The sequence below is a fragment of the Ornithinibacillus scapharcae TW25 genome (assembly GCF_000190475.1).
Classification (GTDB): Bacteria; Bacillota; Bacilli; order Bacillales; family Amphibacillaceae; genus Ornithinibacillus; species Ornithinibacillus scapharcae.
In genome coordinates, this window is the sequence record NZ_AEWH01000052.1 from 78,256 (window position 1) to 104,596 (window position 26,341).

Consider the following 26,341-nt stretch of genomic DNA (forward strand, 5'->3'; position numbering starts at 1 on the left):
AAAAGGTGCCACAGGGATGAGTCCATTATCGCTAGATAGCGGTCCTTCCGTTGGCACCTTTCTTCCTATATACTTAACAGTTCTCGAACATCTTCTTCACTGAGACTAGACAGCATTGTCTCACCTGGTTGTATTACTTTATCGATTAGTTCTCGTTTCTTCTGCTGTAATTCAAATATCTTCTCTTCGATTGTTCCTTCAGTGATTAGTCGAATCACCTGTACCACATTTTTTTGCCCAAAACGATGAGCACGGCCAGTTGCCTGATCTTCAACCGCTGGATTCCACCATAGGTCATACAATATGACTGTGTCAGCTCCAGTTAAATTCAAACCTGTTCCACCAGCTTTTAACGAGATGAGGAATACACTTTTTTCTCCATTGTTAAAGCGTTCACTCATTTCCACTCTTTCACTTGAAGGTGTTTGACCACTTAAGTAAAAGTAGTCTATACCAGCCTCCGCTAATTTTCCGATAATTAATTCATGCATGCTAGTAAACTGTGAAAAAATCAACATTCTCTTTCCATTTACCATTGCATTTTCAATGGTTTCCATCAGTAAATCTAGCTTTCCGGACTTACCTTCGTAGTTTTCAATAAACAAAGATGGATGACAACAGATTTGTCTTAACCTTGTTAAGCCAGCTAAGATTTTCATACGATTTTGCTGAAAGCCACTTTCCTTAATGGATTGTGCTGCTTCCTGTTGTAGTTGTCTTAAGTAACCGATATATAATTCTTTTTGGTGATTCGTTAGCTCTGCAACACTTACAGATTCAATCTTTTCTGGCAGCTCTTTTAGTACGTCCTTTTTTAGACGTCTTAAAATAAAGGGCTTGGTAATAGATGCAATCTTTTCATAAGACATCTGCTTAAATGTTTTTTGATTCGGCATTAACCCAGGTAATACCACCTGAAAAATAGCCCACAGCTCATCAATAGAATTTTCGATTGGTGTACCACTTAAAGCAAAGCGTCTACTAGCTCTAATTTCACGAATTGCTCTCGAAGTTTTTGTTGCGTAATTTTTAATGAATTGCGCTTCATCCAAGATTAACGTTTGAAAAGATAATTCACGATAAAGCTCGATATCTTGCCTTAAAGTCGCATAGGATGTAATCCATACATTCGCGTCCTTTTGAGTCGCAATTCTTTCTTGTCGTTCTTGAGGTGCTCCCGTCATAATGGCAACCTTTAGGAACGGAGTGAACTTCTCCAATTCATTTTTCCAGTTATAAACTACTGATGATGGGACAACAATTAAATGTGGATGCACCCCAAGTTCGGAGGCTAAGTAGGCAATGCTCTGTAATGTTTTACCTAGTCCCATATCATCTGCAAGAATACCGCCAAGATGATAATGGCTCAATGATTTAAACCATTGATAGCCCGTCATTTGATAAGACCTTAATGTCGCATTTAAATTTTCAGGAAGCTCGAAATGTTGTTCTTCTGGCTCCTTTAACCGATGTAATAATTCCTTAAATGCAGGGTCATAGCTTTTCTTCGTGTCTATCAATTCATCTATTTGTGATCCACGATAAACAGGCATTTGGATTTTACCATCTTGAACATCACTTTTTCTTATGTCCATATCTCGGAAGAAGTTTTGGATGGAAATGAACTCATCCCCCTCAAGGGAAAGCATTTCTCCACTTTGTAACCGATAATAACGCTTCTTCTCAATTACCGCATCCAGTATCTTAGCAACTTCCGTATCATCTACGCCTTCCATATCAAACCCGATTTCAAGTAAATTAGTAGAGTTCTCCATTCTAACACTAGTTCTCGGAATAGGTTCATTCTCTATAATGAAGCTACGGACTTCAGATGTTAAGAACAATTCGACATATTCATCAAGGATTGGTAATACTTTGTAAAGGAACTCATACAATTCATCCTCATCAGCATCAATAAATAAATCTCTTCCATTATAGTGGAAGTTAGCATGCTCGATGAGTTGCATAATTTGCTTCTCTTTATCAACATCCCTAATGATGATAACGTCATGTTCCTCTCGACCGCTAAATGGATTAATTTTATGCTCCCCGTAATGATACTCTAATCGGCCCGTTATCCAATCCTCTTTTGCTTCAAGATATAACTTCGCTCTTAATGGAAACTGGATAATCTCTGATGAAACCTTTTCAGAAATTTCTACTTCCCCAACCTTCTTCAGTGAAGGTAAAACTTCCGACAAAAATGCATCTGCTTGTTTTTTTGAAATAGGAAGCTCTTTTTCTAGCTTTCCAAATTGGCTAACAAGCTCTAATACTGGAATCTGTTCTTTGCGGGGAAAATAAAATATTCCATTATGAAATAGAATTTCATAGTTTTTAAAGTAAACACTATCTTCCACCTCATGCATGGTTAACAATAAATCATTCCGGTCATTCTTATTAAGTGCAAAGTGAAATGGTAGGTTCCCTTTTTCCATCACCGGATTGGAATAGGATTTGGAATTCCCTTCTACAGAAGTATCCCTGAGTATTAACTTTTCAATCAAGTTTTCTGCAACTAATGGTGGAATAATAATGGATCTTTTTTCATGAACATTTCCTCGATAATGGTATACGTGATATCCATCATAGATTTTCTCATTTTTTTGTATGGTTCCCAATATCTCAATGATTTCTTCATCCTCTGGCAATATATAATGCTGACTTGGCGAGTAAGAGAACAACTTCGTAAAAAAGTGTTCATTCCCTTCTATTACATCCTTCACAAACTGATGCGCATCTTTCACCACATAGTCTCGTTTGGTACCAGCTTTTAATTCAATTAGCAGATTCTTATCGTAAGACCATTTTATAATATATTCCACGTGTAATTGTTCTTTTTCTGGGAGAATGTCGGTAATATCTGACGGTTGTCCTATATTGCTAACTGCTCTGATAAACCGACTTGTCATCTCATAATCGTAATTAGCTACCGGCTTTGAGTCTGGTTTCTCTCGATTTACAATTCCGATAAGTGTAGCGACGATATGTTTACAGGAACTATAAGACGCAAAAGCTGGACAATCACAATACGTGTCAATTGATCCCTTTTCTAAATCTTTCATATTAATTTCAACAAAGTAATCTTCTGAACCTTGAACGGTTGCAGTCCACACATTGTAGTTTATGTCATATCCTAAATCTTTCACTTGCCCACGGTTATAATATTCCAAACCACGTTTATAAATTAAGGATGGGAAGAGCCTTTGGATATTTATATCACTTAATTTTTTCAAATCCTATTAACCTACCTTTAACAAAACACTTTTTCTTTATTGTATAAGAGATTCACTTAATTTTAAACCTTCGTGTCTACTAGGATTGGAAAATAATTGCTAGAATATACCTATTAAAAAAGAAGCAATCTAAATCGATTGCTTCTTTTAGCTTACAGCCGCCATCTTCTTTGCTCTAATGACTAAAAAGACGTAAATAATCATCGAAACCAAAATAGATGCAGCACCAACAGCATAAATCGTTCCATAATTAAATAGAAATGCAATTTGACCAAATAGTAGTGCACCGATACCAATACCTAAATCAAAAAAGGAAAAGAAGGTTGCGTTTGCCATTCCCTTTCGATTGGCAGCAGCACTTTCAACCGCCCATGCTTGTAATGCCGGCTGAACACTACCAAACCCAAATCCATACAAGCCTGCCGCAACTAGTAATATGGATGTACTAGGTAACCAAGCTAATAGAATCATCGCGATAAGGATCATAACGGTTCCTGGTAAAAATACAAATAAGTGCCCTTTTTTATCATAAATTTTCCCTGCAAACGTTCTAGAGATAAATAGAAATGCCGCATAAATTAGAAAATAGGCTTCTATCCCCTCTACTCCACGTTCTATGGCATGTAATGGTAAAAATGTTGCAATACCTCCAAACGTAAAGGTAATAAACAATAATAGAATAGACGGTGGGATAGCTGTTTTTTCAAAAATATCAAATCTAGGTGCCACTACTTTTTCTGTTGTCTGTTCCACCTTTTTATACCGAACCTTAGAAGAAAGAAGGAAAGCGACAAATCCAAGCGCTGCACAAATCAAAAATAAAGTAGTAAAGGAAATTTTCCCAACTAAAGCTAAACCTAGCCCTGGTCCAAATGCAAGTGCGATATTACCTGATAGTCCAAAGTAACCTAAGCCTTCCCCGCGACGATTGGCTGGAATGATATCTGTTGCAATGGTTCCAGTAGCTGTTGTTGATAGCCCCCAACCTACACCTTGGACAACCCTCATAATTAAAAGAAAAGCGATGCTTGCAGCAAAAGCAAAAGAACCAATTGAAACAACAAATATACCTAATCCGACCATATACACGAACTGTCTACCTCTAGTTTCCAGTGCATGGCCAGCATATGGCCTAAAGATTAGAGCGGAAAAAGTAAATATCCCCACAATAACTCCGATTAATTGATCACTTCCCCCTAACTCCTTTACAAATAGCGGAAGTGTAGGTAGAGTCATTTGAAATCCAAAAAATATAAAAAAATTAGCCAGACATATTAAAATAAAGTCTCGCGTCCAAATTTTTTCTTGTGTTTCTTCATAATGTTTTACTTCAGCATGTGCGCCCATTGTAGTTCCCCTTTCTTTCGATACTCGAAACATATTATACAGGAGTCCCCAACGAATTGGAATGGGGTATAGGGATTAATTTCCATGAAGTTTGTCCTATAACCCTTTAAACAGGGATGACTTATGGTATACTGTAAAGAGAAAAAAGAGCCCAGCTGCAACTGGACTCTTGATAAGCGGTTCCCTCTTGGGTTCTGCATTCAACGAATCAAATGGACCCTCCTTTTAGGTTGGGTCTATTTAATTTTTATTAATCATTGAGATGACTAGCGCAAGTAGCGATAACAGTAACGTACCAAAATTCCCAAGCACCATCATGACTTCGTAAATCCTCAGTGGCATCACCCCCAACTTATTTTTTCACTACCACCCATCGGGAACTTTATCTTGTCCTTGATTATAGCATAGTCTAACCAAAAACACGAACGTACATTCGTGTTTTTGGTTATTTCCCTTTGGTTGACATAATCTTTAGCTAGGATTGGGGAAACTTTAGCGAAATTCTTCAAACTATAGCTATTCATCCTTCAAACCATTTCAAACAAAAAATCTCCCGAGTATAAAACTCGGGAGATTCATTTAAAACATTCCGATTACAAAGTCTGCAAGAACTAACATTACAAGAGAAACTGCCCATGCAATTGTTGTTGGTACAGACCATACTAATATCTGTTCTTTTACATTCTTAATTCCAAGCATTCTATTTACTACCCAGAACAAGCTGTCATTGAAGTAAGAGAATATCATTGCTCCTAATGCAGCAGCTTGTGCAGCTAGTACTAGGTTTACATCTAATGTTGCAATAATTGGCGCCGAGATAGATGCAGCTGTGATCATGGCAACTGTTCCACTTCCTTGTACAAGTCGAACTAGTGTCGCAATCAAGAACGGTACTAGTATAGCCGGGATTGACCATGTTGCTATTTGCTCAGCGATAAAATCACCTGTACCACTTACTCGAAGTACGTTTCCTAATGCTCCACCGGCACCTGTAACTAATAGGATTATTCCTGCAGTTTGAATGCCCTCTTCCATACGATCTAGCGCTTCAGATTGGCGTAAGTGATTTGCCAATGTGTAAATAGCTACGATTAATCCTATTGAAACTGAAATAATCGGATTACCGAAGAATGTGATATAGGATAAAACTGTCTCATTTATTGATATTACACCTGAACTATCCAATGCACCTAAAGTTGTATTTAAGAAAATTAGTAGTATTGGAATGATGATTGGTAAAATTGACTTCGCAAATGAAGGTAAGTTCTTCTCTCTCTCATCTACTGCATCTAAGAATTCTTTATAAACTTGCGCTTCATCTAGACGAACAAATCCGTCGCCATTCTCTTCTGGAACTTGGTTAATCTTCTTCCCGATCCATTTTGCATACAATACTCCTACAATGATGATTGGAATAGAGAATATTAATCCCGCAATCACCATAAGACCGACATCTGCGCCAAAGATTCCCGCTACTCCAAGTGGTCCTGGAGTTGGTGGTACTGCATGGTGTGTGGCAGCTAAACCAACAGCTAACGCAACACCCAATCCAACAACAGATTTTCCAGTTTTTCTTGATAGCGCTTTAACTAATGGTTGTAAGATAACAAAAGCAGAGTCTACGAATATTGGAATCGCTACAATATAACCTGCTACTGCCATTGCCCATTCTTCTTTTTTCTTTCCTAATTTTTTCACTAGTGTATAGGCGAGTTTTTCGGCAGCACCTGATACTTCCAGTATACGCCCCATCATAACGCCTAATCCTATGATGATACCTATTGATCCTAAAGTACTTCCAAATCCGCCAGTAATGGCACCAACAACATCTGTTGGATTCATTCCCCCGACGATACCTGTAATAGATGCCGCTATTAGTAGAGCAACAAATGCATGGATCTTTGTTTTTAATACGAAGAATATTAATAGTGCAATACCTAAGACTAACCCGATAATCATTTGTGTTCCTGATGCTTCCATGTTTTCTCCCCCTTTAAATGTAAACACTTTCATTAAATCTATTTATTAACTGGGAATGACTACATTCCCAGTTAGAAAATCGTTCAGTACACTTTACTCCATTGTTTCTGAAGTAAATCTTGGTGCATACTGTGCCGCAAGCTTAATGCACTCTTCCATACTTATACTAGCCGCAATATTCTTACCGGCAATATCAAAAGCAGTACCGTGGTCAACAGATGTTCTTAAGAACGGAAGTCCATTTGTAATCGAAATCGTTCTATGGAAGTCTGTCATTTTCGCTGCAATATGACCTTGATCATGATATAGCGATAGCACGGCATCAAATTTCCCATTTAATGCGTGGTAGAAGACAGAGTCAGCCGGCACTGGTCCTACAGCATCAATTCCATCTTGAATCGCAGCTTCGATACCTGGACGAATTTCCTCCACTTCTTCCATTCCAAATAATCCACCCTCACCACTATGCGGGTTTAAACCTGCAACTGCGATTTTACGGTTTTCCAAGCCTAGTCTCTGCATTGCTTTATCAACACGGTTTAAATAATCACGCACACGTTCTTTCGTCATTTCCGCAATTGCATCCTTTAAGGATAAATGGCGTGTTAAGAAGAAGATGCGCATGTTACGTACTTCAAACATCGTTAATGGATCTTTCGTATTCGTTAGTGATTCGAGCATCTCAGTATGTCCGATATACGGAACCCCTGCTGCCTTTAGTGATTCTTTATTAATTGGTGTGGTAGCTAATGCCTTTACTTTACCTTCTTTCGCAAGGTTTACAGATGTTTCAATATATTCAAATGCAGCTTTACCACATTGAGCCTGTACGACACCGTACTCCAATTTATCCATATCAATGTTGCCTAGATCGATTAAGTCAACCGTACCAAACTCATATTTACCTTCTTCTGGTGTTGCGATTACGTTAACTTTTAAATCCTTCTCCACAATCTCAATTGCTTTTGTGAATACATTGGCATCGCCTACTACAACAGGCTTACACATAGCATAAATTTCCTTATTAGCTAATGCCTTTGCTGTAATCTCTGGACCTATTCCTGCTGGATCTCCCATTGGAATTGCAATAATTTCTCTTACTTGTGTCATCGTGCTGCACTCCTTTTTGTTTTTAGATATTTTACACTTGCATATATCGACTTTTTATCCCCTACCATACCGCCTTTTGTTACAATCGGTAAACCTGGGAAATAGCCACCTATTAACGTTCCATATGCCGCTAGTGGCAACACTTCATCTTCTAATTTGATACCAGAAGCCATACTTAGTGCACAAAGGGATGCCGTCACATCACCACCACTTGTAAAACAGCCTTGAATCTTATAGTCAGTCTGTTCCATTACTAGTCTAGTAATCTTCGCTAATCCATCCGTGATTCGCTTAGCTAAAGCATCTTGTGTAGTTTTTTCTTCCTCTGCTTTATTCTTCAAGTCGACCCGTTCATTACTATCCTTATGTGTAGTAATGATAAGAACGTCGTCTTTTTGAATACGCTCTAAAGCCACTCTTACTGCTCGTTCAACTTCTTCCTCCCAGCTATCCTCCATGGTTGCTAATTTCTCTGCAGAAACATAAACTGGTGTGGAATTTGTTTTATCTCGCAAATATCTAAGCTGATGCCCTGAAAGATTTGTCACACTTCCAACGGTTACGATGACTTTACTTTGTTCCTTTAGCTGATGTGAATAGGCTCTCGAGTAAGCAGCTGTTAATGGACCTGGGTCAGTAGGTATCAAGCGGGTGCCTTGAATTAATGCCATTGCAGCTGCAATTTCTTCAATATCTTCATCTGTTACTGCATCTACAACAATTACTCTTTTCCCTCCGTTGATATGCTCTTCAAATGTAGTTTTAAGCTTATTAACACCAGTCAGTACCACATCTAGCCCAACATGTACAACATCATACTTGCTCTGTTCAGCAATTATTGCAGGCACGTAGGATTGCGTGATCGGCATAACTGGATCCTGTGCTACATCTGTTTCTTGTACAGGGACTCCTTCGACTAGCAAGTACCCTCCAGAGCATACTCTTCCGGAATCAGGAAATGAAGCTACCACAACCGCTACGCTTCCCTCTCCGAATTCATCCAATACCGTGTCAATTTCCAGACCAATCTTACCTCGAACTGTGCTATCTATTCGTTTGCAAATTATTTCAGCTCCCCAATTTCGGAACTTTTCAGATGCACTTTTAAGCCTATTGACTACGACGGAATCTGATGCATATCTGGAGTCCGTATCGATACAAATAGCACTCAATTCCTTCATATCGGGAATATTGTCGTTAAACACAACAGTAGCTGATGTAAAACCTTGCTTGCTTAAACGGACTCCCGTAGCATTAGCACCTGTTAAATCATCTGCAAATACCCCAACTTTCATGATGTTTCACCTCAGTAGTTATAGTATTTCAATACTCTCTGCTAGCTTCATTCTGTCTTCTGCAGGAATATCTTCATCTGTTATAAAACCAGAAAGATCACTTAGATCACATACCTTGGAAAAAGCGCGTTCACCTATTTTACTCGAATCAGCAAGTAACAGTGTTCTTTCTGCAGCATCCATCATAAGTTGTTTAACTAAAGACTTCTCAAAGGTTGGTGACGTTATACCTGTTTCATGATGGATTGCATGTGCACCTAAGAAAAAGATGTCCACATGGATATTTTTTAGGAAGTGATGGGTTTGCGGACCAAAAAGAGCACCAACATCATTTTGTAATTCTCCACCCGTAATGATCACCTTTAACTTACTATCCACTAATTCGGCAGCAATTTTAATGTCATTCGTAATAATAGTTAGGTTACTATGAGACTTTAGTAATCTGGCAAGCTCTAGAGTCGTTGTTCCAGAATCAAGCAGTATCGTCTGCCCATCTTTTACATAGGACAATGCCTTTTTGGCTATGAATCTTTTCTGATCGGTATTGCGACTTTCCTTCGCAAAGAAAGGAGTTTCCGTTATGAGCGGTTTTGTTCCTACTGCCCCACCATGTACTCGTATAACCTTTCCTTCTTCTTCTAAAAGATCCAAGTCTCGTCTAATCGTCATAGGAGAGACATCCAATTCAGCTGATAACTGATCAATCTCCACCTTTCCCTCAACCTGTATCTTCTGTAATACCCAACTTCTTCTTTCTGACGGTTGCATATTTAACAGTCCTTTATCTAAATGTTAACTTTGAACAGTTTGTGTTATTTATATTCTTATTATGTTCATTTATAACAGAAATGTCAACAGTATTTTGTTATTTTTTATCATTTTATGTAATAAAGTAACAAAAAATAAGACTCTCTGAGTTCTCTACCCAAAGAGTCTAGATTTTCAACTATTATTCAGCAATAACTCCACAAGCAATTCGTTCACCTGCATTTCCTGCAGGCTGTGATTTATAATCATCAGCTTTTGAATGGATGATTAGTGCTGTCCCACCTTCTTTTAGTAAGGAATTATCCTTTCCTTTTTCCAATGTTACCATTTCAGCCAATACAGATGTTGACACATTCCCATACGCTTTCACTTGGATATTTGGTAAATCACCCGCATGCGGTCCACCCGGCACATCAAATCCATGTTTCGCATTTGTTGGATTAAAATGTCCACCAGCTGACTCGAAGGTCGGGATATCACATGAACCATTTTCATGGATATGGAAGCCGTGGATTCCTTGAGGTAGTTTTGATGCATCCAGATTAATTTCTACCCCATCAGGTTTTTGTTCTAATCTCGCCTCGCCTATGGTCTCCCCTTTGGTATTAATCATTGTGACTAATAGTGATTTACCTCCTTCTTCCATTGATGCGTTTACCGGAACACTAGAATCCTCTTTCTCTACTGTACTTTCCTTTTTTGAATCTCCCCCAGGTAATCCAAATAAAGCAAGTAGTGCAATCGCAGAAATCGCAACCACTGCAGTTAGCCATTCTTTTTTCATGTTCATTCCTCCTGATGAATGTTAATCATTTACATTCTTTACATGAACAGGTTGCCTTAAACATAGAATATAGGAAGAAAATCACCGCTTCAGGAGGGAATAATTGTGGGATTTTTAGATAATATGATGGGAAATGCATCAGAGATAAAAAGCAGCGAAGCAGAGAAGGAAGTAAAGGATTTACTATCGGATAATGAAAGAGTTGAACATGCTTATAAGTTAATACGTGATTTAATCATTTTCTCCAATAAAAGGTTACTATTAGTGAATAAGCAAGGTATGACTGGAAAGAAAATCGATTATCATTCTATCCCTTATAAAAACATTACCCATTTTTCGGTTGAGACTGCAGGAACATTTGACCTAGAGGCTGAGCTTAAAATTTGGATTTCTGGTTCAAATCAACCAATCCAAAAAACTTTACAAAACAATTAAATATCTATAAGGTTCAACGTGTGTTAGCAGATTATGTATGTAGTGAAACTTAATTAAATATTAGAGCTGGTCACCAGAAGGTTGACCAGCTCTTTATTTGATTTAAGCTACAGCAACTTTTTTATTCTGCTTACCGATTGGTGTATGATTTTTAAGGAATGGGATTACCCATCTATCTAATCCAAATCGACCTGCATTGTAACCTGCAACTACTAAGAACACTGTTAGTAATACCATTTGAGCATTTGTGCTTACTGTTCCACTGAATAGGAAGGCAAAATTCATCGTCATACCCATTAATGCTGCAAAGTTAGTAAAGATACCTAGGATAAGGGCTAATCCTACTAATACTTCCCCCCACATTACCATAAAGCTAAATAGTTCAGCATTTGGTAGTGCAACTGTTTCGAGAAATGTTGCCCACCAGCCTTGTACTGCTGGATGATCTCCTCCTGCACTTGCTATTGCACCTTGAATAAATCCACTTGCATCGAAACCGCCACCAGTAATCTTACCAATACCTGCTGTAATCCAAGCATAACCAATATAAATACGAATGACTGCTAGAAATCCTGCAACTACTTTATTTTCACGAATGAAGTTCAACATAGAAATCCATCTCCTTATATACTATTTTCACTTGATCATTGTTTCACAATATATTGTGTGTTTGTTTCTTACTACACTTTGATAATAGCATGTGAATCGAAATATGTAAATACTATCATGTGCATTATTTCACAATATCTATTACGAAATTGTGAACAGCGTTTAAAAGGCTAATCTATCACGACTGGTAACCATTTTTATTTTCCATCTTGACAGACAAAATATCCACCGTTATACTGTGCATATATACATACACACTATAACACCAACAAAAAGGAGGTACATCATGAAGAACTGGTTAATAGCTTACCAACTAAATAAATGGGAAATAAAAGAATCCATGGTTTCAATTTTATTTACCTATTTGGCTACCATTGTTTTTTTTGCATTTTTTATAAAAGAAATGCCTTCTTACTTAGACAACGGAACGATATTGTTTGACCTATTATTCCTATTAGTTTTCGGTGCTTCTCCTTTATTCCCGAAACCTAAACGCTTTGAAACACAGCATTTACAGGGGAACTTCTTAGTTTCACCGATAGTCCTTTTACAAAAACAACTTCCAATTCAACACGATGTTATCACTAAAGGAAGAATATTGATACATAGCGTTTATACATTACCTATCCTTCTAATATGTTTATCTGGTTTATATGTTATGACACCACTTCAAGATATCTTGACCATTGGATCCTATATTTCTTTTGCAACCATGTGGTTATCCTTTTCATTTTATATGGGGTATATCATTCCGAGATTATCGATTGGAGCGAGAGGATTTTGGACCACTAATTCAGGATTTAGCATTGTAATAACGGTAATAGTAGCCCTTGTGTTTTTAGGACTATCGTTTGAGTATGTGTTATTTGAAAATGGAATTGTCTATTGGACCATTATGTTTGCGAAAGAATCTCCCCTATTCTCTGCGACTGTTTCTATTATGTTAGCTTTTATAGGCTATCGATATTGGAAGTATAAGATGCTTAAGACACTTCGAACAATTATGTATAGTTAGGAGGATAACAACATGCAAAAAGATATTAAACGTGCATTACAAATCATGAAGCCAGAATTAAAAATCTTAAGGATAAGTTACTTTTGGATTTTTCTATTCTACACGTTATATACCATCTTGTTTATTTTTGGAATAGATGCTCAAAAAAACCGCTTTGCTGGTTTGGATATATTTTTCGTTATGCTGTTTATCTTTGGCCCTCTTTGGTTCAGACCTAAGGAGTTACAAATACAGAAGCCAAATGGTGATGTCTGGGCATCTCCTTTAACCATTATGAATTTGCAACTTCCTATCAAGAGAAATATTATCGTACTAAAATCTATTATCTTTTATTTCTTAGGATCATTTCCATTTCAACTGTATATGTTTGTGATTCTATATTCGTTCAGTCCAGAAATTCGGACTGAACTGGACCTTATTTCTTATCTATCATTTGCAATTATATGGCTTTCGTTTGGAATTTACTTTGGATTTAGCTCCTTACCAATAGAGGTTGGCTATAAAATGAAAAGCAGTGTGCTAAACACCATCCTCTCATTATTATTATTAGGTGCAATCGTTGTAATCATAATCGTATTCCCATTCTACTTTACCTATGGAATAGTCGAATGGACGATTATCTTTGCCATAAAATGGCCTATCATTTCAGCTGTTATTTCGATATTTGCAGCAATCATTGGATATTACTACTGGAAGAATAAAATGCTTAAACTAATTAAACAAGCAGATTTCCAATAGAGGAAGGAGTGTTAGCTTTGGAACTACCAATACGGATTTCAAAGGATTCAAGAGAGCCTATTTATCACCAAATTGTCAATCAATTTAAGGCTTTAATTGCCGGTGGACATTTAGCCGCAGGTACACCACTTCCTTCTATTCGAGTGCTATCTAAGGATCTCGAAATCAGTATCATTACAACAAGAAGAGCTTATCAGGACTTAGAAGTACAAGGATTTATTAAAACACTCCAAGGAAAAGGAACATTTGTAGCTGATGTTTCGGAGGATTTAAAACAAGATGTCAAGGTAACGTCTGTTCACAACATATTGGAAAACGCAGTGCAAACATCACTTAGCTTTGATTATAGCGTACAACAGGTAAAAGAAATATTCCTTGAAATATTAGAGAGTTATGAAAGTAAGAAAGGAGATAACTAAGATGAATCCAATTCTATATATCCGAGACTTAGAGAAAACAATTGATGACTTTCATCTAGGACCACTAGACCTATCTATTGAGCAAGGAACCATTACCGCATTAGTAGGAAATAACGGATCTGGAAAAAGTACGTTGTTAAAGTTAATCATGAACCTAGTTAAACCAGATAAAGGTAATATTAAAGTTCATAACACGTTAGTCCATGGTGATAATGAAAGTTGGAAAGAGCTTGTAGCCTACCAGCCCCAAAAAATAATTGGTTGGGATCCGTTTACTGGTTATACCTTAAAGAATCTCATCGCACCTCTTTACCCTAATTGGGACGACAAGCAATTTCAAAAGATAGTTGAGATTTTTGACATTCCGCTTCACAAAAAATTTGGGAAATTATCACAAGGTGTTCAACAAAAGCTAAACCTAGCTCTTACTATTCCTAGGAATGCTTCTCTATTAATCTTAGATGAGCCGACCTCCTATATGGATATACCTTCTAAAAAGCTATTAATTGATTTATTAGTCGATTGGATGGAGCCTGGTAATCGTTCCATTATCATTTCTAGTCATCAAATTGATGATATTAGGAAACTTTCCGATTACTTATACGTATTACATAACGGGAAAAAAATTGGTCACTTTGAAAAAGAAGAGCTGGTTGAAAACTATGCCCGTTATTGGTTGTCCAGTAAAGCGCCAAACAACATTCCTGGAGAAGTCTCTCGAGAAGATGGAGTTCTTATTTCTAGTAATCCTGAGGAGACGGAAGCATATTTAGTCGAACATAACATCAGGTGGACTAATCGAAGTTCTTTGGAAATAGAAGATGTCATCACCCTTTTATTATCCAAAAATAATACTATAGGAGGAAGTCAGCATGGAAGTCATGTTAACAGTTGATAATCTTGAAAAATCCTTTAAAGACAAAAAAGCATTAAAGGGAATATCCTTTGAAGTAAGAAAAGGGGAAATCATGGCCATATTAGGCCCTAACGGAGCAGGAAAATCTACTACCATCCGTAATATTATGGGAATCATGTATCCAGACTCAGGATCAATCAAATTCCATAATCATCAAGGGAAGGAAATACCTCGAAATAAGATTGGCTATTTACCCGAAGAACGCGGATTATACAAAAACGTAAAAGTTATGGATATCCTTCTTTATCTTGCAGACTTGAAAGATTATCCACAAGATAAGGCGAAGGAACGCATCCTGATGTACCTCAAGAAATTTGATTTAGAGGGAAAAGAAAAGGTCTCTATTGAAGAACTATCAAAGGGGATGGGACAGAAAGTACAGTTTATCGGCTCCATCCTTCATGAACCAGAGCTATTAATCTTAGATGAACCTTTTTCTGGTCTTGATCCGGTTAGTCAGGAATTATTTAAAGAAGAGATTCGTAGTTTAGCTGACAAAGGCACTGCCATTCTACTATCCTCTCACCAAATGAATCTAGTAGAAGAAATGTGTGATCGGTTATTTATGATTCAAAACGGACAAAAGGTTATCTATGGAACGTTAGACGAAGTAAAAACAAAGTATGCTAATTTTAAATGTACTATCCGAGGTAAGAATAACCTTGCTGATTTAGAAGCTATTCCAATGGTTCAACGAGTAGAGGAAAAAGACGAAACCACTGTCCTTTACTTAGACCAAGCTGTCAATCCTACCAGTTGGCTTAAGAGCTTACCTGATTCGATAAATGTTCAGGAATTAAAGATTAACCGTATATCTCTTCATGAAATATTTATCGATATCGCAACGAATAAAAACTTAATTCAAGAGGCAGGTGATTCAAATGCGTAATTCCATGAAAATAGCTAAATGGGAAATTAAGCGAAACTTGAAAAATAAATCATTTGTAATTGGGCTTTTCTTAACACCACTTCTGATCCTTGGATTTGGATTTTTAGGAAGTTTATTTGACTCTGATGATGAACCAGAAGAAACAACAGTCTTTGTAAATGATCAACTAGAGATTTATGATATGTTAGCGGAAACCGTTGCGCAATATGACCTCGAATGGGAAATCCACCAAACTAAATTGGCGGAAGATGCCATCCAAGATGAATTAGAAAATGGCGAGAACACAGCTTATATTTTCCTTAATGAAGAATCCATGGAAAATGGAGTCATTCCAGTTTATACAACAGATGAGATTGATTCTAGCTTTAGTACTAGTGTCCAACTTCTAGCAAACCCGTTACAACAGGTTAGAATCGCACAACTTAATCTAACAGATGAAGAAATAGCAATCATTTCAAGTGGTGTGGTATTTGAGGAAACAAGTGCTGAGGATTATCATGCGTCAGGTGAACAGTCTACCATCGAAGAAAATCCACTTGAGAAGCTTGTACCAGGACTATTTGCTGGAGTAATCTTATTTGCTATAGTCATTACAGGTATGATGATTTTCCAAAGTGCTTCCCAAGAGAAAAAAGATAAAATTGCAGAAATCATCCTATCTTCTGTGACGCCTGGAGAGTTAATGAATGGTAAAATCATTGGATATTTTGTTCTTGGAATCATCCAAGTAGTCGTTTTATTAGTATTTGTTATACCATTTGCAGTAACAAAAATTGATGAACCGATAATAGAGTACTTGCTTGTACCGGAAACATTATTACTAGTATTAATTGCCGTACTAGGGTACTTATTATTCGCTGCCATTTTCGTTGGTATCGGTGCTACAATGGCTGATATGTCTACTAGTGGTAACTTCCAAGGTTTAGTCATGATGCTACCATTCCTATCGTTTGCGTTAATTGGTCCTGTTTTAGGCGACCCGAGTGGAATCATTGCGAAAGTTGCATCTTATATTCCATTTACATCACCTGGGGTTCTCATTATGCGATTAACGGTATTAGAAGAGTGGCCATGGGTCGAGATTGCTATTGCAGTTGCTGTACTAATCGTTAGTATCTTGCTATTTATGAAGTTAGCAGGAAAAATATTTAAGGTCGGGATTTTAATGTATGGTAAGAATGCTACTCCAGGTGAAATCTGGAAGTGGATCCGTTCGTAAAGTTGATTAAACATGATGTGCCTAACCCCCCTTATGGCGGTTAGGCATATTTATATTGATTGCTACTGTGCTGTATACCCTCCGTCAAGTACCACTGCTTGTCCTGTTACACCTCTTGCTTGATCACTGGAAAGGAAAAGTACATAATTTGCTATTTCTTCTACATCTAACAATCTTTTTTGTGGTACAAGTGGGTAGATTACTTCTTCTAACACTCTTTCTAATGCAACACCTTTCGTTCTAGCAAGATCCTGTAGTTGATTCCGTACTAGTACTGTATCGACATAACCAGGACAAATCGCATTAACCGTTATTCCATGTTCAGCAGCTTCCAATGCTGAGACCTTTGTTAATCCAATCAACCCATGTTTGGCACTGTTATACGCAGCCTTGCCAGCAAAACCAATCAACCCATTAATAGAAGCCATATTGATTATTCTTCCTGATTTATGTTTCTTCATAGTAGGTAGAATATGTTTGGTTGTGATAAACGGGGCAACTAACATCATATTTATCATCTTCTCAAATACTTCTGTTGGGAACTCCTCTATTGGTGAAACGAATTGCATACCTGCATTATTTATTAACACATCTAGACGCCCATATCTTTCAACCGTTTGATTTAGAGCATTCACAATTTGTTCTTCACGTAGCACATCACACTCCATCCCTATCACATCATTGCCTTCTTCTTTTAGACTTGATACAGCTTCTGTTAACTTATCTGTATTGATATCTGTGAGGACCACTTTTGCTCCTTGTTTTGCAAATTCCTTTCCTATCGCAAACCCAATGCCACTTGCTGCACCTGTTATAAATATTATTTTGTCAAGAACCATTTTTCTCCCTCCATTTCCATACTCATTTATGTGTTATTTATGTAATAAATTCCTATCTTATTAATTCGACAACGGTTAGTACATCCCTGCTAAAATTACTTGATAATAGTTTGTTTAAAAAATTGTATTTTAGGAAAATCTTACATTGGAATACTTTCTTTTAAGGAGAAAAATATGAACTACCTTCGAATTAATACCCTTTTCCTTACTTTCTTACTCAGCTTTGTACTAACCGATTCCACTACCAACGCCAAATCTGGACAGACGTTTGAAGTAAACGCTGACTATTTAATTGTACGGAGCGCTCCATCTCCTGAGGCGGATATTATTGGTAAGCTCAATAGAGGAAGTAAAGTGAGAATATTCCAGGAAGATTCTGGTTGGGTTCAGACATACTTTAAAGGCAAGGCGGTATGGGTGTCCTCACAATACCTATCACCACTTCAAAAAGAAGAACAAGAAGTTTTCTTCCCAAATGGGTTATTAGCTGGTTACACCATTGTAATCGACCCCGGTCATGGTGGAAAGGATCCTGGCGCGATTGGCCAAAATGGGATAATGGAAAAGGAGCTAATATTAGAAACTTCCTTAATTATTGCCGAAAAAATCCGTGAATCTGGTGGTAATGTGATTCTAACGAGAGCTGACGACAGCTTCGTTTCGTTAAAGAATCGTGTATTAATCAGTAATCAACATGAAGTAGATGCCTTTATTAGTATTCATTTCAATGCCTATTCTGCTGACTATGTTGGAGGAATCAATACGTATTATTATAAAAATGGTCGTAGGCTAGCCAACATTGTCCAAAAGAGGCTCTCAGAAGAAGTTTCCCTGCGAAATCGCGGTGTCATTCAGGATAATTATCGTGTGTTACGTGATAACAAACACCCCGCTATCTTAATTGAACTAGGGTTTATCACCAACACAACAGAACTAGCAACCATACAATCCCAAACCTACCAAGACAATGTCGCACGAGGAATAACCATAGGACTAATCGAATACTTCATGAAATAAGCGGGGACAGGGGGACAGGTTTTGTCCCACCGCCCCCAAACTATATTTCGCTGATATATGATATGTTTTCGCTGATAAATCATGATATTCGCTGATATCTTATGGCCACCCGCTGATATATCTGAATAATAGCTGATATAGTAGATCTAACCGCCGATGCTTTGCAATCTTCTCGTTCAAGTCCAACGCTAACAACTACTTGCACCTCAACCACATTCTCTTCATATATAGATTATCCCGATTAACTAGTATTTTTTTATATTTCCTAAAGCTTTGTTATAATGATGGCAGAAAACACGTTAAAGAGAGGTAATCGAATGAGCCAAACTATTCAAGATATTGTTGATGACATCCAAAAAAAGTATGGATTAGACCATTATGTATTACATAATCACCACATTTATGCAGAAACAAATGTTTCGAATAAAACTGACTATATTTTATCCCTTGAATTCCTACCATCCGAACAGGAAATAAAAGAGGGAGAATATAACCCATCAGGCACAGCCATAATCGATATGAATCTACATACAAAAGATTTAAAACAAATTACATTCTTAAACAATGTTTCCAATGCAACAGAAGGCATATTCCCTCAACAAGACATGGACCAAATTATTGATTGGATTGAAGAAGAGACAGGAATGATGTTCGGGAAACAATTTAAACTAGTACATGAATATGAAAACGAGGTTAGCTTCCAAGCAACGATTGATAATATGGAGGTAGCCCCAACTGGTGCCATCGATTTAATATTTAACGAGCAAGGCCAGCTGACACAGTTTTCAATTGATGGTATTTTTCCAACTGAAGAAGAAGTCGATTGGGAGCCTTTTTCCTTAACAACAGAGGATATAATTGATACCATTATGGATCACCTAACATTGGTTGAAACACCAGATGAGGAGAATCAAACGTGGTTAAACCTTTGGCAGGTTAAAACGTTTTATATCAAGAATGATCGTACGAAATTAATATTACCTGAAAATCTATATCAATTAGATAAGTTCCATCAATTACATATAACCGTGGAATGGGATAAACCACACCTCGAGACATTTACAACAGAAGATTATGATTTCTCTACTGAGGTTAGTTATGAAGAAGCACTTGAAAACAGAGGCGAACCAGCCCCAATTACGGAGATAGAATTACAAAATTGCTTAGAGGAAGTTACCAAAGTAGTGAGTAATCTCTTTCCCGATGAATCAGGGAAATGGACCGTAACTGGTATGTATCCTGAGAAAAACTACATCATATGCGAGCTTATCGGAGAAAAATACCGTTCTATTCAGCGAAAATTAAAGCTCATTATTCAACGAGATAACTTTACTACCGTTAATTATTGGGATAACAAATTTATACTGGATATGTTTAGACCCTTTAAGGAACCCGAGCAGGCTAAAATTGCTAAGGTGGAAGCATTCGAAAAGTTACAGAGCAGCATAGAGCTCACCCCTGTTTATGTGAAGGAATCCCATTCAGACACCTATCAACTCTGTGGTAGAATCGTGTGTGATGATGTCGTCGATGCGGTTTCAGGAGAATTGATAAAAATCTTTGAATTGTAATACCATAAATTACTTTTAACACGTCTTCGTATAAAACAAGTAAATCGAATCAAACTATACTTAGGTAAGGGCACTCACCCGTTGCAAAGACAAACTATTGACATGAAAACAAAATAATGATTAAATTAATATATAATTTCAAAGGGGAGTAGCTTTAACAGTTATGTCGTCATTTCAGAGTATCTTGTATACTCTCGGCATATCTGGCAACTTTACGGTGTTGTTAGCAAGACCTTTGCCGATGTGGTAAAGGTCTATCTTTTTTTAGGGGCCTTTACCATGTCAAATGGGGAAAGCCTCTATTTTTTATGGCAAATTGCCTTATTTAATAGCCTGGCTAACGTCAATTTTTCAAATTTGAAGGGAGAAAAATGAATGGAATCAATTTGGTTAGAGTATGCCTGGACCCTATTAATCCTTATTGGGTTGGAAGGTATCTTGTCTGCTGACAACGCGCTTGTCCTAGCAGTTATTGCAAAGCACTTGCCTGAAGATCAGAAAAAGAGAGCAATAAATTACGGTATTTTAATGGCCTTTGCTTTCCGCTTCGCCGCACTATTTGCTATTTCGTTTATTGCTAATGTATGGCAGGTTCAAGCAATCGGTGCTGCATATTTAATTTATTTAGGATTGAAACATGTCATCCAAGACACCTTTGGCTCTAAGAAGGGCGATAAAGATGAGTTAGAGGAAGAATCTGCTGGTAAAGGGTTCTGGCCAACAGTTGCTAAGATTGGTTTAGCTGACTTAGCCTTTGCAATTGACTCTATCTTAGCTGCAGTTGCGCTTGCAATCGTATTACCTGAAACAGGTCTAGGTCACTTTGGTGGAATGGATACAGGTCAATTCTTCATTGTAGTTCTTGCTGGTATTGCCGGATTAGTTTTAATTAAATTCGCTGCTGGTTGGTTTGTTACATTATTAGATAAAAGACCTGGACTTGAAACCACAGCTTATTTAATTGTTGCTTGGGTTGGGGTTAAGCTTGCTGTTATTACCCTAAGTCATGATAAAGTAAATATCTTACCACATGACTTCCCACATAGTACTGGTTGGACAGTTGCATTCTGGGTAGTATTATTAGGAATTGCTGTAATCGGATGGTTTGCATCTGGTAAAACAGGAAACAAAGATCAAGAAGGTTCATCTTCTTAAATATTCACTAAAATATCCGAACTAGTTCTCTAGTTCGGATATTTTTATTTACCTATAAATCATCAAACCCATTCAAGTCACTAGTCTTCGTATATTGTCTTGATTTCTGTTCAAAGAAGTCTGTCTTCGTGCCATCTATATTATCCACATATGCTCGAATCCATTTCATTGGATTTTCCACATTTTCCGGATAAATTTCACTTAAACCGAGTAAGCGAAGCATTTTATTAGCACGGTACTTAATGTAGCCAGACATCTCCTCTAAATCTATTCCTTCCACATCTTCTAGAACGTAGCTAGACCATTCAATTTCCAAATCTACAGCCATGCTAAACTCGTTATAAACCCAGTCGATAAATGTTTCTGTATTATAATCAGGATATTCCGCTAACGTAGCACGAAAAAGTTCTGAAATAAATCGGCCATGTTCTAGCTCATCTCGATTAATATAACTAATCATGGTAGAGGTCCCAACCATCTTGTTATCTCTTGCTAGGTTATAGAAAAATGCAAATCCCGAATAAAAGAATAGCCCCTCTAGCAATGACGTATAAACTAATGTTTTCAAGATATTCTCGATGGATGGTTCCTCCACGAACTGATTATATCCTTCAATTAATCGCTTATTTCTCTTCAAAAGTATCGGGTCTGTTCTCCCTAATTGAAATGCTTCATTCTGCTCTTTTAAAGAAACAACTGAAGATAACACATAAGAATAGCTTTCATTATGTACAGCTTCCTGCTGCGCAATAACAGCCATAATGGATTGAACAGAAGAATCTGTTGCGTACAACGATAGTAGCAATGCCGTTCTAGTTTGTGGTGCATCAAGTGTTGATAATAAGCCTATAATTTTCAAATACGCATTCTGCTCTTCTTCTGTTAGCATATCAAACTGTTTCACATCGGATGACATGTTGATTTCATCTGCTTGCCAGTAATTACCCACTAGCCGCTTATACATCTTATACCAGTGAGGATACTTAATATCATTCCAATTTAATATCCCACTTGATTCGCCACCAAATATCTTTGTTGATTTATTTGGAAAACTAGGTTCCATTGTTTTTGCCTTTTTAAGCAATGTGACGGACACGTTCCATTACCCCTCTCAACCAATAATCAATAAGTTGTTCCTGTGAACCCCTCGGTGATTGCTCAATTTTCAACCCACTCCATTTACTATTGAAAAAGTTTACTAGTCTGTCTACCGCTCCACAATAATAGCCAAATTGTGTATCACCAGTACCAAATACGGCAATATTATTAGGCTTGTAGCCTATTTCCAAAATAAAGTCTTTTACCTCATCCGGCGTCCGGCCGTTTTCCCATGTAAAGGTACCGAGAAACACAATATCATAGCCTGATGGATCTATCGGCGCATCAATACCGATGCGGTGCATATCAACTGAACACCCTCTTGAAATAAGCCTTTCCTGAATGAACTCCGCAACTTCCTGTGTATTTCCACTATATGATAAATAAGCAATAGCTACCTTCAACTCTGACACCACTCACATTCTTCCACGTCATTCGAGGTGGAACGAACGTAGTAAGTAGTTTTCAAGCCTTCCTTCCAAGCTTGAAGATGTAAATCCAGTAAAACAGAGGCACGAATCGTGTTTGGAACATAAAAATTAAAGGAAATACTTTGATCGATGTGCTTTTGTCGAACAGCATTTTGCTTAACGGACCATCGTTGATCAACAATATAAGCAGACCTACGGTATATATCATACGTATGATGATCTAGGTCTGGTGCTGTTGTCGGGATTTTAAAGTCTTTTTTCTCTTCATGATAAAAAGGTTTAAAAACTGGATCGACACTAGCAGAAGAACCAGCGATCATGGCCGTTGTAGAGTTCGGTGCGACCGCCATGAGATAACCGTTACGAATCCCATTTTCCATCACAGCTTCCTTTAACTCCTTCCAGCTCTCACCCGTATACTCCTTCTCTTCAAAATATTTCCCTGTACTCCACTTACTTCCTTCAAAAACCGGATAATATCCCTTTTCCTTACTTAATTCCATGCTGCTTTTAATTGTGAAATAGGCTATTTTCTCATAAAGCTCATCTGCATACTGTACGGCTTCCTCAGATTCCCAATGAATGTTTTTCGTAGCCAACAAATGATGCCATCCAAACGTTCCGAGTCCTATTGCACGATATTTTTGATTGGTAATTTGTGTTTGAATCAGTGGTAATGTATTAATATCGATAACATTATCTAGCATCCGTACTTGAATTTTTATCAATCGTTCTAATACATTATCTGGTACAGCCTTCCCTAGATTGATAGAGCTTAGGTTACATACGACAAAATCACCTGGTTTATACTTCTTCATCATCACTCCGTTTTCATCCATGTACTCTTCTAGAAACTCAGTTGGTGATTGGTTTTGCGTAATCTCCGTACATAAATTCGAGCAATAGATGACTCCTGCATGGTGATTACTATTTTGTCTATTCACTTCATCACGATAAAACATAAAAGGGGTACCTGATTCCAGCTGAGACTTCATAATGCGCTTCATAATTTCAATTGCAGGGACTTTCTTTTTCGATAGTCGTTCACAGCCGACACATTCAACATATTTTTCCCGCCATGAGCCACTTCCCTTTTTTTCGTCATAATAGTCTTCTAAAGAATATCCCATCACTTCTCGAACCTCATGTGGATCAAACAGATACCAATCTCCTCTAGACTCTACTTGCTCCATGAATAAGTCTGGTAAACAAACCCCTGTGAAAATATCATGGGCACGCATCCGGTCATCTCCATTATTAAGTTTTAAGTCTAAAAAGGACTCAATGTCTTTATGCCAAACATCAAGATAAACCGCAATTGCACCTTTTCGAGTTCCAAGCTGGTCAACACTTACAGCCGTATTATTTAGCTGCTTAATCCATGGAACTACCCCACTAGACATCCCTTTAAAGCCCTTAATAGCGCTCCCTCTCGCTCGAACCTTCCCCATATAGACTCCGATACCGCCTCCATTTTTTGATAGCTTCGCAATATCCGTGTTGCTATCGTAAATGGATTGTAAGCTATCGTCTACCGTGTCAATAAAGCAACTCGATAGCTGTCCATGAGTTTTCCCTGCATTGGTCAGTGTAGGAGTAGCAACCGTCATATATAGATTACTTAATGCCCAGTAAGCTTCCAACACCAAATCTAATCTCTCCATCGGGTTCTCATCCTGCATTAGATACATCGCAATAATCATCCATCGTTCCTGCGGTAATTCATAAACACTTTTTTCATGATCTGTTGCTAAATATCGGTTGGCTAACGTATATAATCCTAAATATGTAAAGTAAAAGTCCTTCTTTGGGTCAATCTTTTCGGCAAGGAATGCTATTTCCTCTTTGTTGTACTTTTCAAGTATGGCCGGGGTATAAATCCCTTCCTCTGTTAAATGCTCGATTAAGTGATAAAAGTCACCATATCTCTTTGATAAATGATACTTACGATTATTTGCTGCTTGATAATACAGACTATGCAATAAAAAACGACTAGCAGCGAACGTCCAGTCAGGATTGGCCTCATCTATATTTTCCAATGCTCTTTTAGCTAGTAGATCCAATGCTCTTATAGTAGATATACCTGCTGGGAGCTCCACATGTAGGTCATTAGAATCTACATGCAGACCATCCAGAGCCTCCTCAATTATCTGAGTGATGCCTTCTTTTGTTGTTATTTCAGTTACCATATGTAATTCCTCCTATATTGTTTATCAGAAAAACTTTGATTCAGCCACCCTTTTGCGAATGTTTCTTCTTCCTATCTATCAAGAATGCTAAAATAATAAAAAACGCCCATCCTAGGGATGAGCGGGCATGTGAAAACGATAGAAATTATTCAATAATGTATGTAATAACTCCATCGTTTCATGCTCTTTCAACCCGAAGAATTATGAAACTTTAAGTAATGGCAGGTCTCCTGGCTTGTGCTTCAATCTACTAGAGTCCTTCCCATATCAGTTACTTGACACAGTGGATTTCTCGTTCGTCTACACTTACAGTTGCGGGGACAGCTTCAGAACTTCACTGAATTCCCTTTTCAGACAAATACATGTCACCATTACTCGCGGCACTATATATAGTATTTAGTTTTAATTCAATCACAATATATTGTATTAATAGACTATCATAGATTACTAGACTTTGCAATCGAAATTAAAATTAGTCATCTAAAATCCTGCTAATTCGGGTAAAATAGGATTAATAATATAAGGGGTGACACTCGTGCAGGAAATTATGAAGATGATTCAATCATCCGCATATACTACTATCTTTACAGGGGCAGGTATGTCTACGGAGAGTGGACTACCAGATTTCCGTTCGAAAAATAGAGGTTTGTGGACGAAGTTTAATCCAGATGAACTAGCAAATGTAGTTGCCTTGGAAAATAACTTTGAAGAGTTTTCCGAGTTCTATCAGTACCGTCTAAGGGAAATAGATAAGTATCAACCACACGAAGGCCATCTCATCCTTGGTCAATGGGAAAAACGTGGCATTATTCGAGGTATCATCACGCAAAATGTTGATGGTTTTCATCATGATGCAGGAAATCAAAATGTAATGGAGCTCCACGGTACATTTCGAAAGTTTTATTGCAATCGTTGTAAAAGAGAACACGATCGAGAAGCTTATCTGAGTGGTAATAACAAATGTGAGTATTGCGATGGACCAGTTCGACCGGGAATCGTCCTTTTCGGTGAGATGTTACCGGAGGATGTATTTTACAAAGCTGAAATTGAGACCCGCAGGTCCGATTTATTAATCGTCCTAGGATCATCCTTAACCGTAACTCCTGCCAATATGTTTCCAATGATTGCAAAGGAGCAAGGTGCGAAACTTATCATTGTTAACCGTGAGGATACACCAATGGATATTTATGCGGATTATATTGTGCAGGATAAAAGTATAAGAGAGTTTTTGATTGAAGTTGATCAAGAATTAAAGGGCAGATGTTGAGAAATACAAAAGCG

The 26,341-nt window shown here is 37.5% G+C and carries 23 protein-coding genes, 1 pseudogene and 1 riboswitch; of the genes and pseudogenes, 11 read left to right on the forward strand and 13 right to left on the reverse strand.

The window, feature by feature from the left end:
• Nucleotides 1–65: 65 nt before the first annotated feature.
• The 8 genes from G5W_RS0114370 to G5W_RS0114405 form a co-directional block, all read right to left on the reverse strand.
• Nucleotides 66–3,236 (reverse strand): DEAD/DEAH box helicase, encoded by a 3,171-nt coding sequence (locus G5W_RS0114370; RefSeq protein ID WP_010097729.1) that lies wholly within the window; start codon nt 3,234–3,236, stop codon nt 66–68.
• A gap of 147 nt (nt 3,237–3,383) precedes the next feature.
• Nucleotides 3,384–4,583 carry an MFS transporter gene (locus G5W_RS0114375; RefSeq protein WP_010097730.1) on the reverse strand — a complete coding sequence of 400 codons (1,200 nt, stop codon included), beginning with the start codon at nt 4,581–4,583 and terminating at the stop codon, nt 3,384–3,386.
• 240 nt (nt 4,584–4,823) lie between these two features.
• Nucleotides 4,824–4,925 carry a putative holin-like toxin gene (locus G5W_RS24530; protein ID WP_337445672.1) on the reverse strand — a complete coding sequence of 34 codons (102 nt, stop codon included), beginning with the start codon at nt 4,923–4,925 and terminating at the stop codon, nt 4,824–4,826.
• Between the two features lie 237 nt (nt 4,926–5,162).
• Nucleotides 5,163–6,563 carry a GntP family permease gene (locus G5W_RS0114385; RefSeq protein ID WP_010097734.1) on the reverse strand — a complete coding sequence of 467 codons (1,401 nt, stop codon included), beginning with the start codon at nt 6,561–6,563 and terminating at the stop codon, nt 5,163–5,165.
• Nucleotides 6,564–6,656: 93 nt separating this feature from the next.
• Entirely contained in the window at nt 6,657–7,673 is a 1,017-nt protein-coding gene (pdxA, locus tag G5W_RS0114390) for a 4-hydroxythreonine-4-phosphate dehydrogenase PdxA (protein ID WP_010097736.1), read from the reverse strand.
• On the reverse strand, nt 7,670–8,968 hold the full coding sequence (locus G5W_RS0114395) for a four-carbon acid sugar kinase family protein (RefSeq protein ID WP_010097737.1): 1,299 nt from the start codon (nt 8,966–8,968) through the stop codon (nt 7,670–7,672). Before G5W_RS0114395 ends, pdxA begins: the two co-directional genes overlap by 4 nt.
• An 18-nt stretch (nt 8,969–8,986) precedes the next feature.
• Nucleotides 8,987–9,736, reverse strand: a complete 750-nt coding sequence (locus G5W_RS0114400) for a DeoR/GlpR family DNA-binding transcription regulator (protein WP_010097738.1) — start codon at nt 9,734–9,736, stop codon at nt 8,987–8,989.
• Nucleotides 9,737–9,917: 181 nt separating this feature from the next.
• The gene (locus G5W_RS0114405) at nt 9,918–10,520 is read right to left on the reverse strand and encodes a superoxide dismutase family protein (RefSeq protein WP_010097739.1); all 603 of its coding nucleotides are present in this window, start codon (nt 10,518–10,520) and stop codon (nt 9,918–9,920) included.
• A gap of 105 nt (nt 10,521–10,625) precedes the next feature.
• Between G5W_RS0114405 and G5W_RS22355 the strand changes: the two are divergent.
• Nucleotides 10,626–11,008 (forward strand): annotated as a pseudogene (locus tag G5W_RS22355) (PH domain-containing protein).
• A gap of 49 nt (nt 11,009–11,057) precedes the next feature.
• Here G5W_RS22355 and G5W_RS0114415 read toward each other — a convergent pair.
• Complete coding sequence (locus G5W_RS0114415; RefSeq protein WP_010097741.1) at nt 11,058–11,564, reverse strand: DoxX family protein; 507 nt, start codon at nt 11,562–11,564, stop codon at nt 11,058–11,060.
• Between the two features lie 286 nt (nt 11,565–11,850).
• On the opposite strand from G5W_RS0114415, the gene G5W_RS0114420 reads away from it, so the two are divergent.
• Genes G5W_RS0114420 through G5W_RS0114445 form a run of 6 tightly spaced genes read left to right on the forward strand, consistent with a single transcriptional unit; the run spans nt 11,851 to nt 16,760 of the window.
• Nucleotides 11,851–12,579: a hypothetical protein gene (locus G5W_RS0114420; protein WP_010097743.1), complete on the forward strand. Its 729-nt coding sequence runs from the start codon at nt 11,851–11,853 to the stop codon at nt 12,577–12,579.
• Nucleotides 12,580–12,591: 12 nt separating this feature from the next.
• Entirely contained in the window at nt 12,592–13,317 is a 726-nt protein-coding gene (locus G5W_RS0114425) for a hypothetical protein (protein WP_010097747.1), read from the forward strand.
• A 17-nt stretch (nt 13,318–13,334) separates the two neighbouring features.
• A complete protein-coding gene (locus G5W_RS0114430; protein ID WP_010097749.1) occupies nt 13,335–13,736 on the forward strand; it encodes a GntR family transcriptional regulator in 402 nt (133 codons plus the stop codon).
• 1 nt (nt 13,737) lies between these two features.
• The gene (locus G5W_RS0114435) at nt 13,738–14,631 is read left to right on the forward strand and encodes an ABC transporter ATP-binding protein (protein ID WP_010097750.1); all 894 of its coding nucleotides are present in this window, start codon (nt 13,738–13,740) and stop codon (nt 14,629–14,631) included.
• Nucleotides 14,609–15,541 (forward strand): ABC transporter ATP-binding protein, encoded by a 933-nt coding sequence (locus tag G5W_RS0114440; protein ID WP_010097753.1) that lies wholly within the window; start codon nt 14,609–14,611, stop codon nt 15,539–15,541. The genes G5W_RS0114435 and G5W_RS0114440 overlap by 23 nt, the downstream gene beginning before the upstream one ends.
• The gene (locus G5W_RS0114445) at nt 15,534–16,760 is read left to right on the forward strand and encodes an ABC transporter permease (protein ID WP_010097754.1); all 1,227 of its coding nucleotides are present in this window, start codon (nt 15,534–15,536) and stop codon (nt 16,758–16,760) included. Before G5W_RS0114440 ends, G5W_RS0114445 begins: the two co-directional genes overlap by 8 nt.
• A gap of 62 nt (nt 16,761–16,822) precedes the next feature.
• Here the strand turns inward: G5W_RS0114445 and G5W_RS0114450 are convergent, their stop codons facing one another.
• Nucleotides 16,823–17,599, reverse strand: coding sequence for a 3-hydroxybutyrate dehydrogenase (locus G5W_RS0114450; RefSeq protein WP_010097755.1), 777 nt, complete (start codon nt 17,597–17,599; stop codon nt 16,823–16,825).
• A 174-nt stretch (nt 17,600–17,773) separates the two neighbouring features.
• On the opposite strand from G5W_RS0114450, the gene G5W_RS22890 reads away from it, so the two are divergent.
• The 3 genes from G5W_RS22890 (at nt 17,774) to G5W_RS0114470 (ending at nt 21,342) form a co-directional block, all read left to right on the forward strand.
• A complete protein-coding gene (locus G5W_RS22890) occupies nt 17,774–18,616 on the forward strand; it encodes an N-acetylmuramoyl-L-alanine amidase family protein (RefSeq protein WP_010097756.1) in 843 nt (280 codons plus the stop codon).
• A 317-nt stretch (nt 18,617–18,933) separates the two neighbouring features.
• A complete protein-coding gene (locus G5W_RS0114460; RefSeq protein ID WP_010097757.1) occupies nt 18,934–20,187 on the forward strand; it encodes a hypothetical protein in 1,254 nt (417 codons plus the stop codon).
• Nucleotides 20,188–20,562: 375 nt separating this feature from the next.
• The gene (locus G5W_RS0114470; protein WP_010097761.1) at nt 20,563–21,342 is read left to right on the forward strand and encodes a TerC family protein; all 780 of its coding nucleotides are present in this window, start codon (nt 20,563–20,565) and stop codon (nt 21,340–21,342) included.
• 52 nt (nt 21,343–21,394) lie between these two features.
• Here the strand turns inward: G5W_RS0114470 and G5W_RS0114475 are convergent, their stop codons facing one another.
• Genes G5W_RS0114475 through G5W_RS0114485 form a run of 3 tightly spaced genes read right to left on the reverse strand, consistent with a single transcriptional unit; the run spans nt 21,395 to nt 25,060 of the window.
• A complete protein-coding gene (locus G5W_RS0114475; protein WP_010097763.1) occupies nt 21,395–22,438 on the reverse strand; it encodes a ribonucleotide-diphosphate reductase subunit beta in 1,044 nt (347 codons plus the stop codon).
• Nucleotides 22,419–22,856, reverse strand: coding sequence for a flavodoxin (locus G5W_RS0114480; protein WP_029191144.1), 438 nt, complete (start codon nt 22,854–22,856; stop codon nt 22,419–22,421). The genes G5W_RS0114475 and G5W_RS0114480 overlap by 20 nt, the downstream gene beginning before the upstream one ends.
• Nucleotides 22,841–25,060 carry a ribonucleoside-diphosphate reductase subunit alpha gene (locus G5W_RS0114485; protein WP_010097767.1) on the reverse strand — a complete coding sequence of 740 codons (2,220 nt, stop codon included), beginning with the start codon at nt 25,058–25,060 and terminating at the stop codon, nt 22,841–22,843. Before G5W_RS0114485 ends, G5W_RS0114480 begins: the two co-directional genes overlap by 16 nt.
• A gap of 203 nt (nt 25,061–25,263) precedes the next feature.
• Nucleotides 25,264–25,448: riboswitch (cobalamin riboswitch) on the reverse strand.
• 147 nt (nt 25,449–25,595) lie between these two features.
• Here G5W_RS0114485 and G5W_RS0114490 point away from each other — a divergent pair.
• Entirely contained in the window at nt 25,596–26,327 is a 732-nt protein-coding gene (locus G5W_RS0114490; protein WP_010097769.1) for an NAD-dependent protein deacylase, read from the forward strand.
• Nucleotides 26,328–26,341: the final 14 nt, after the last annotated feature.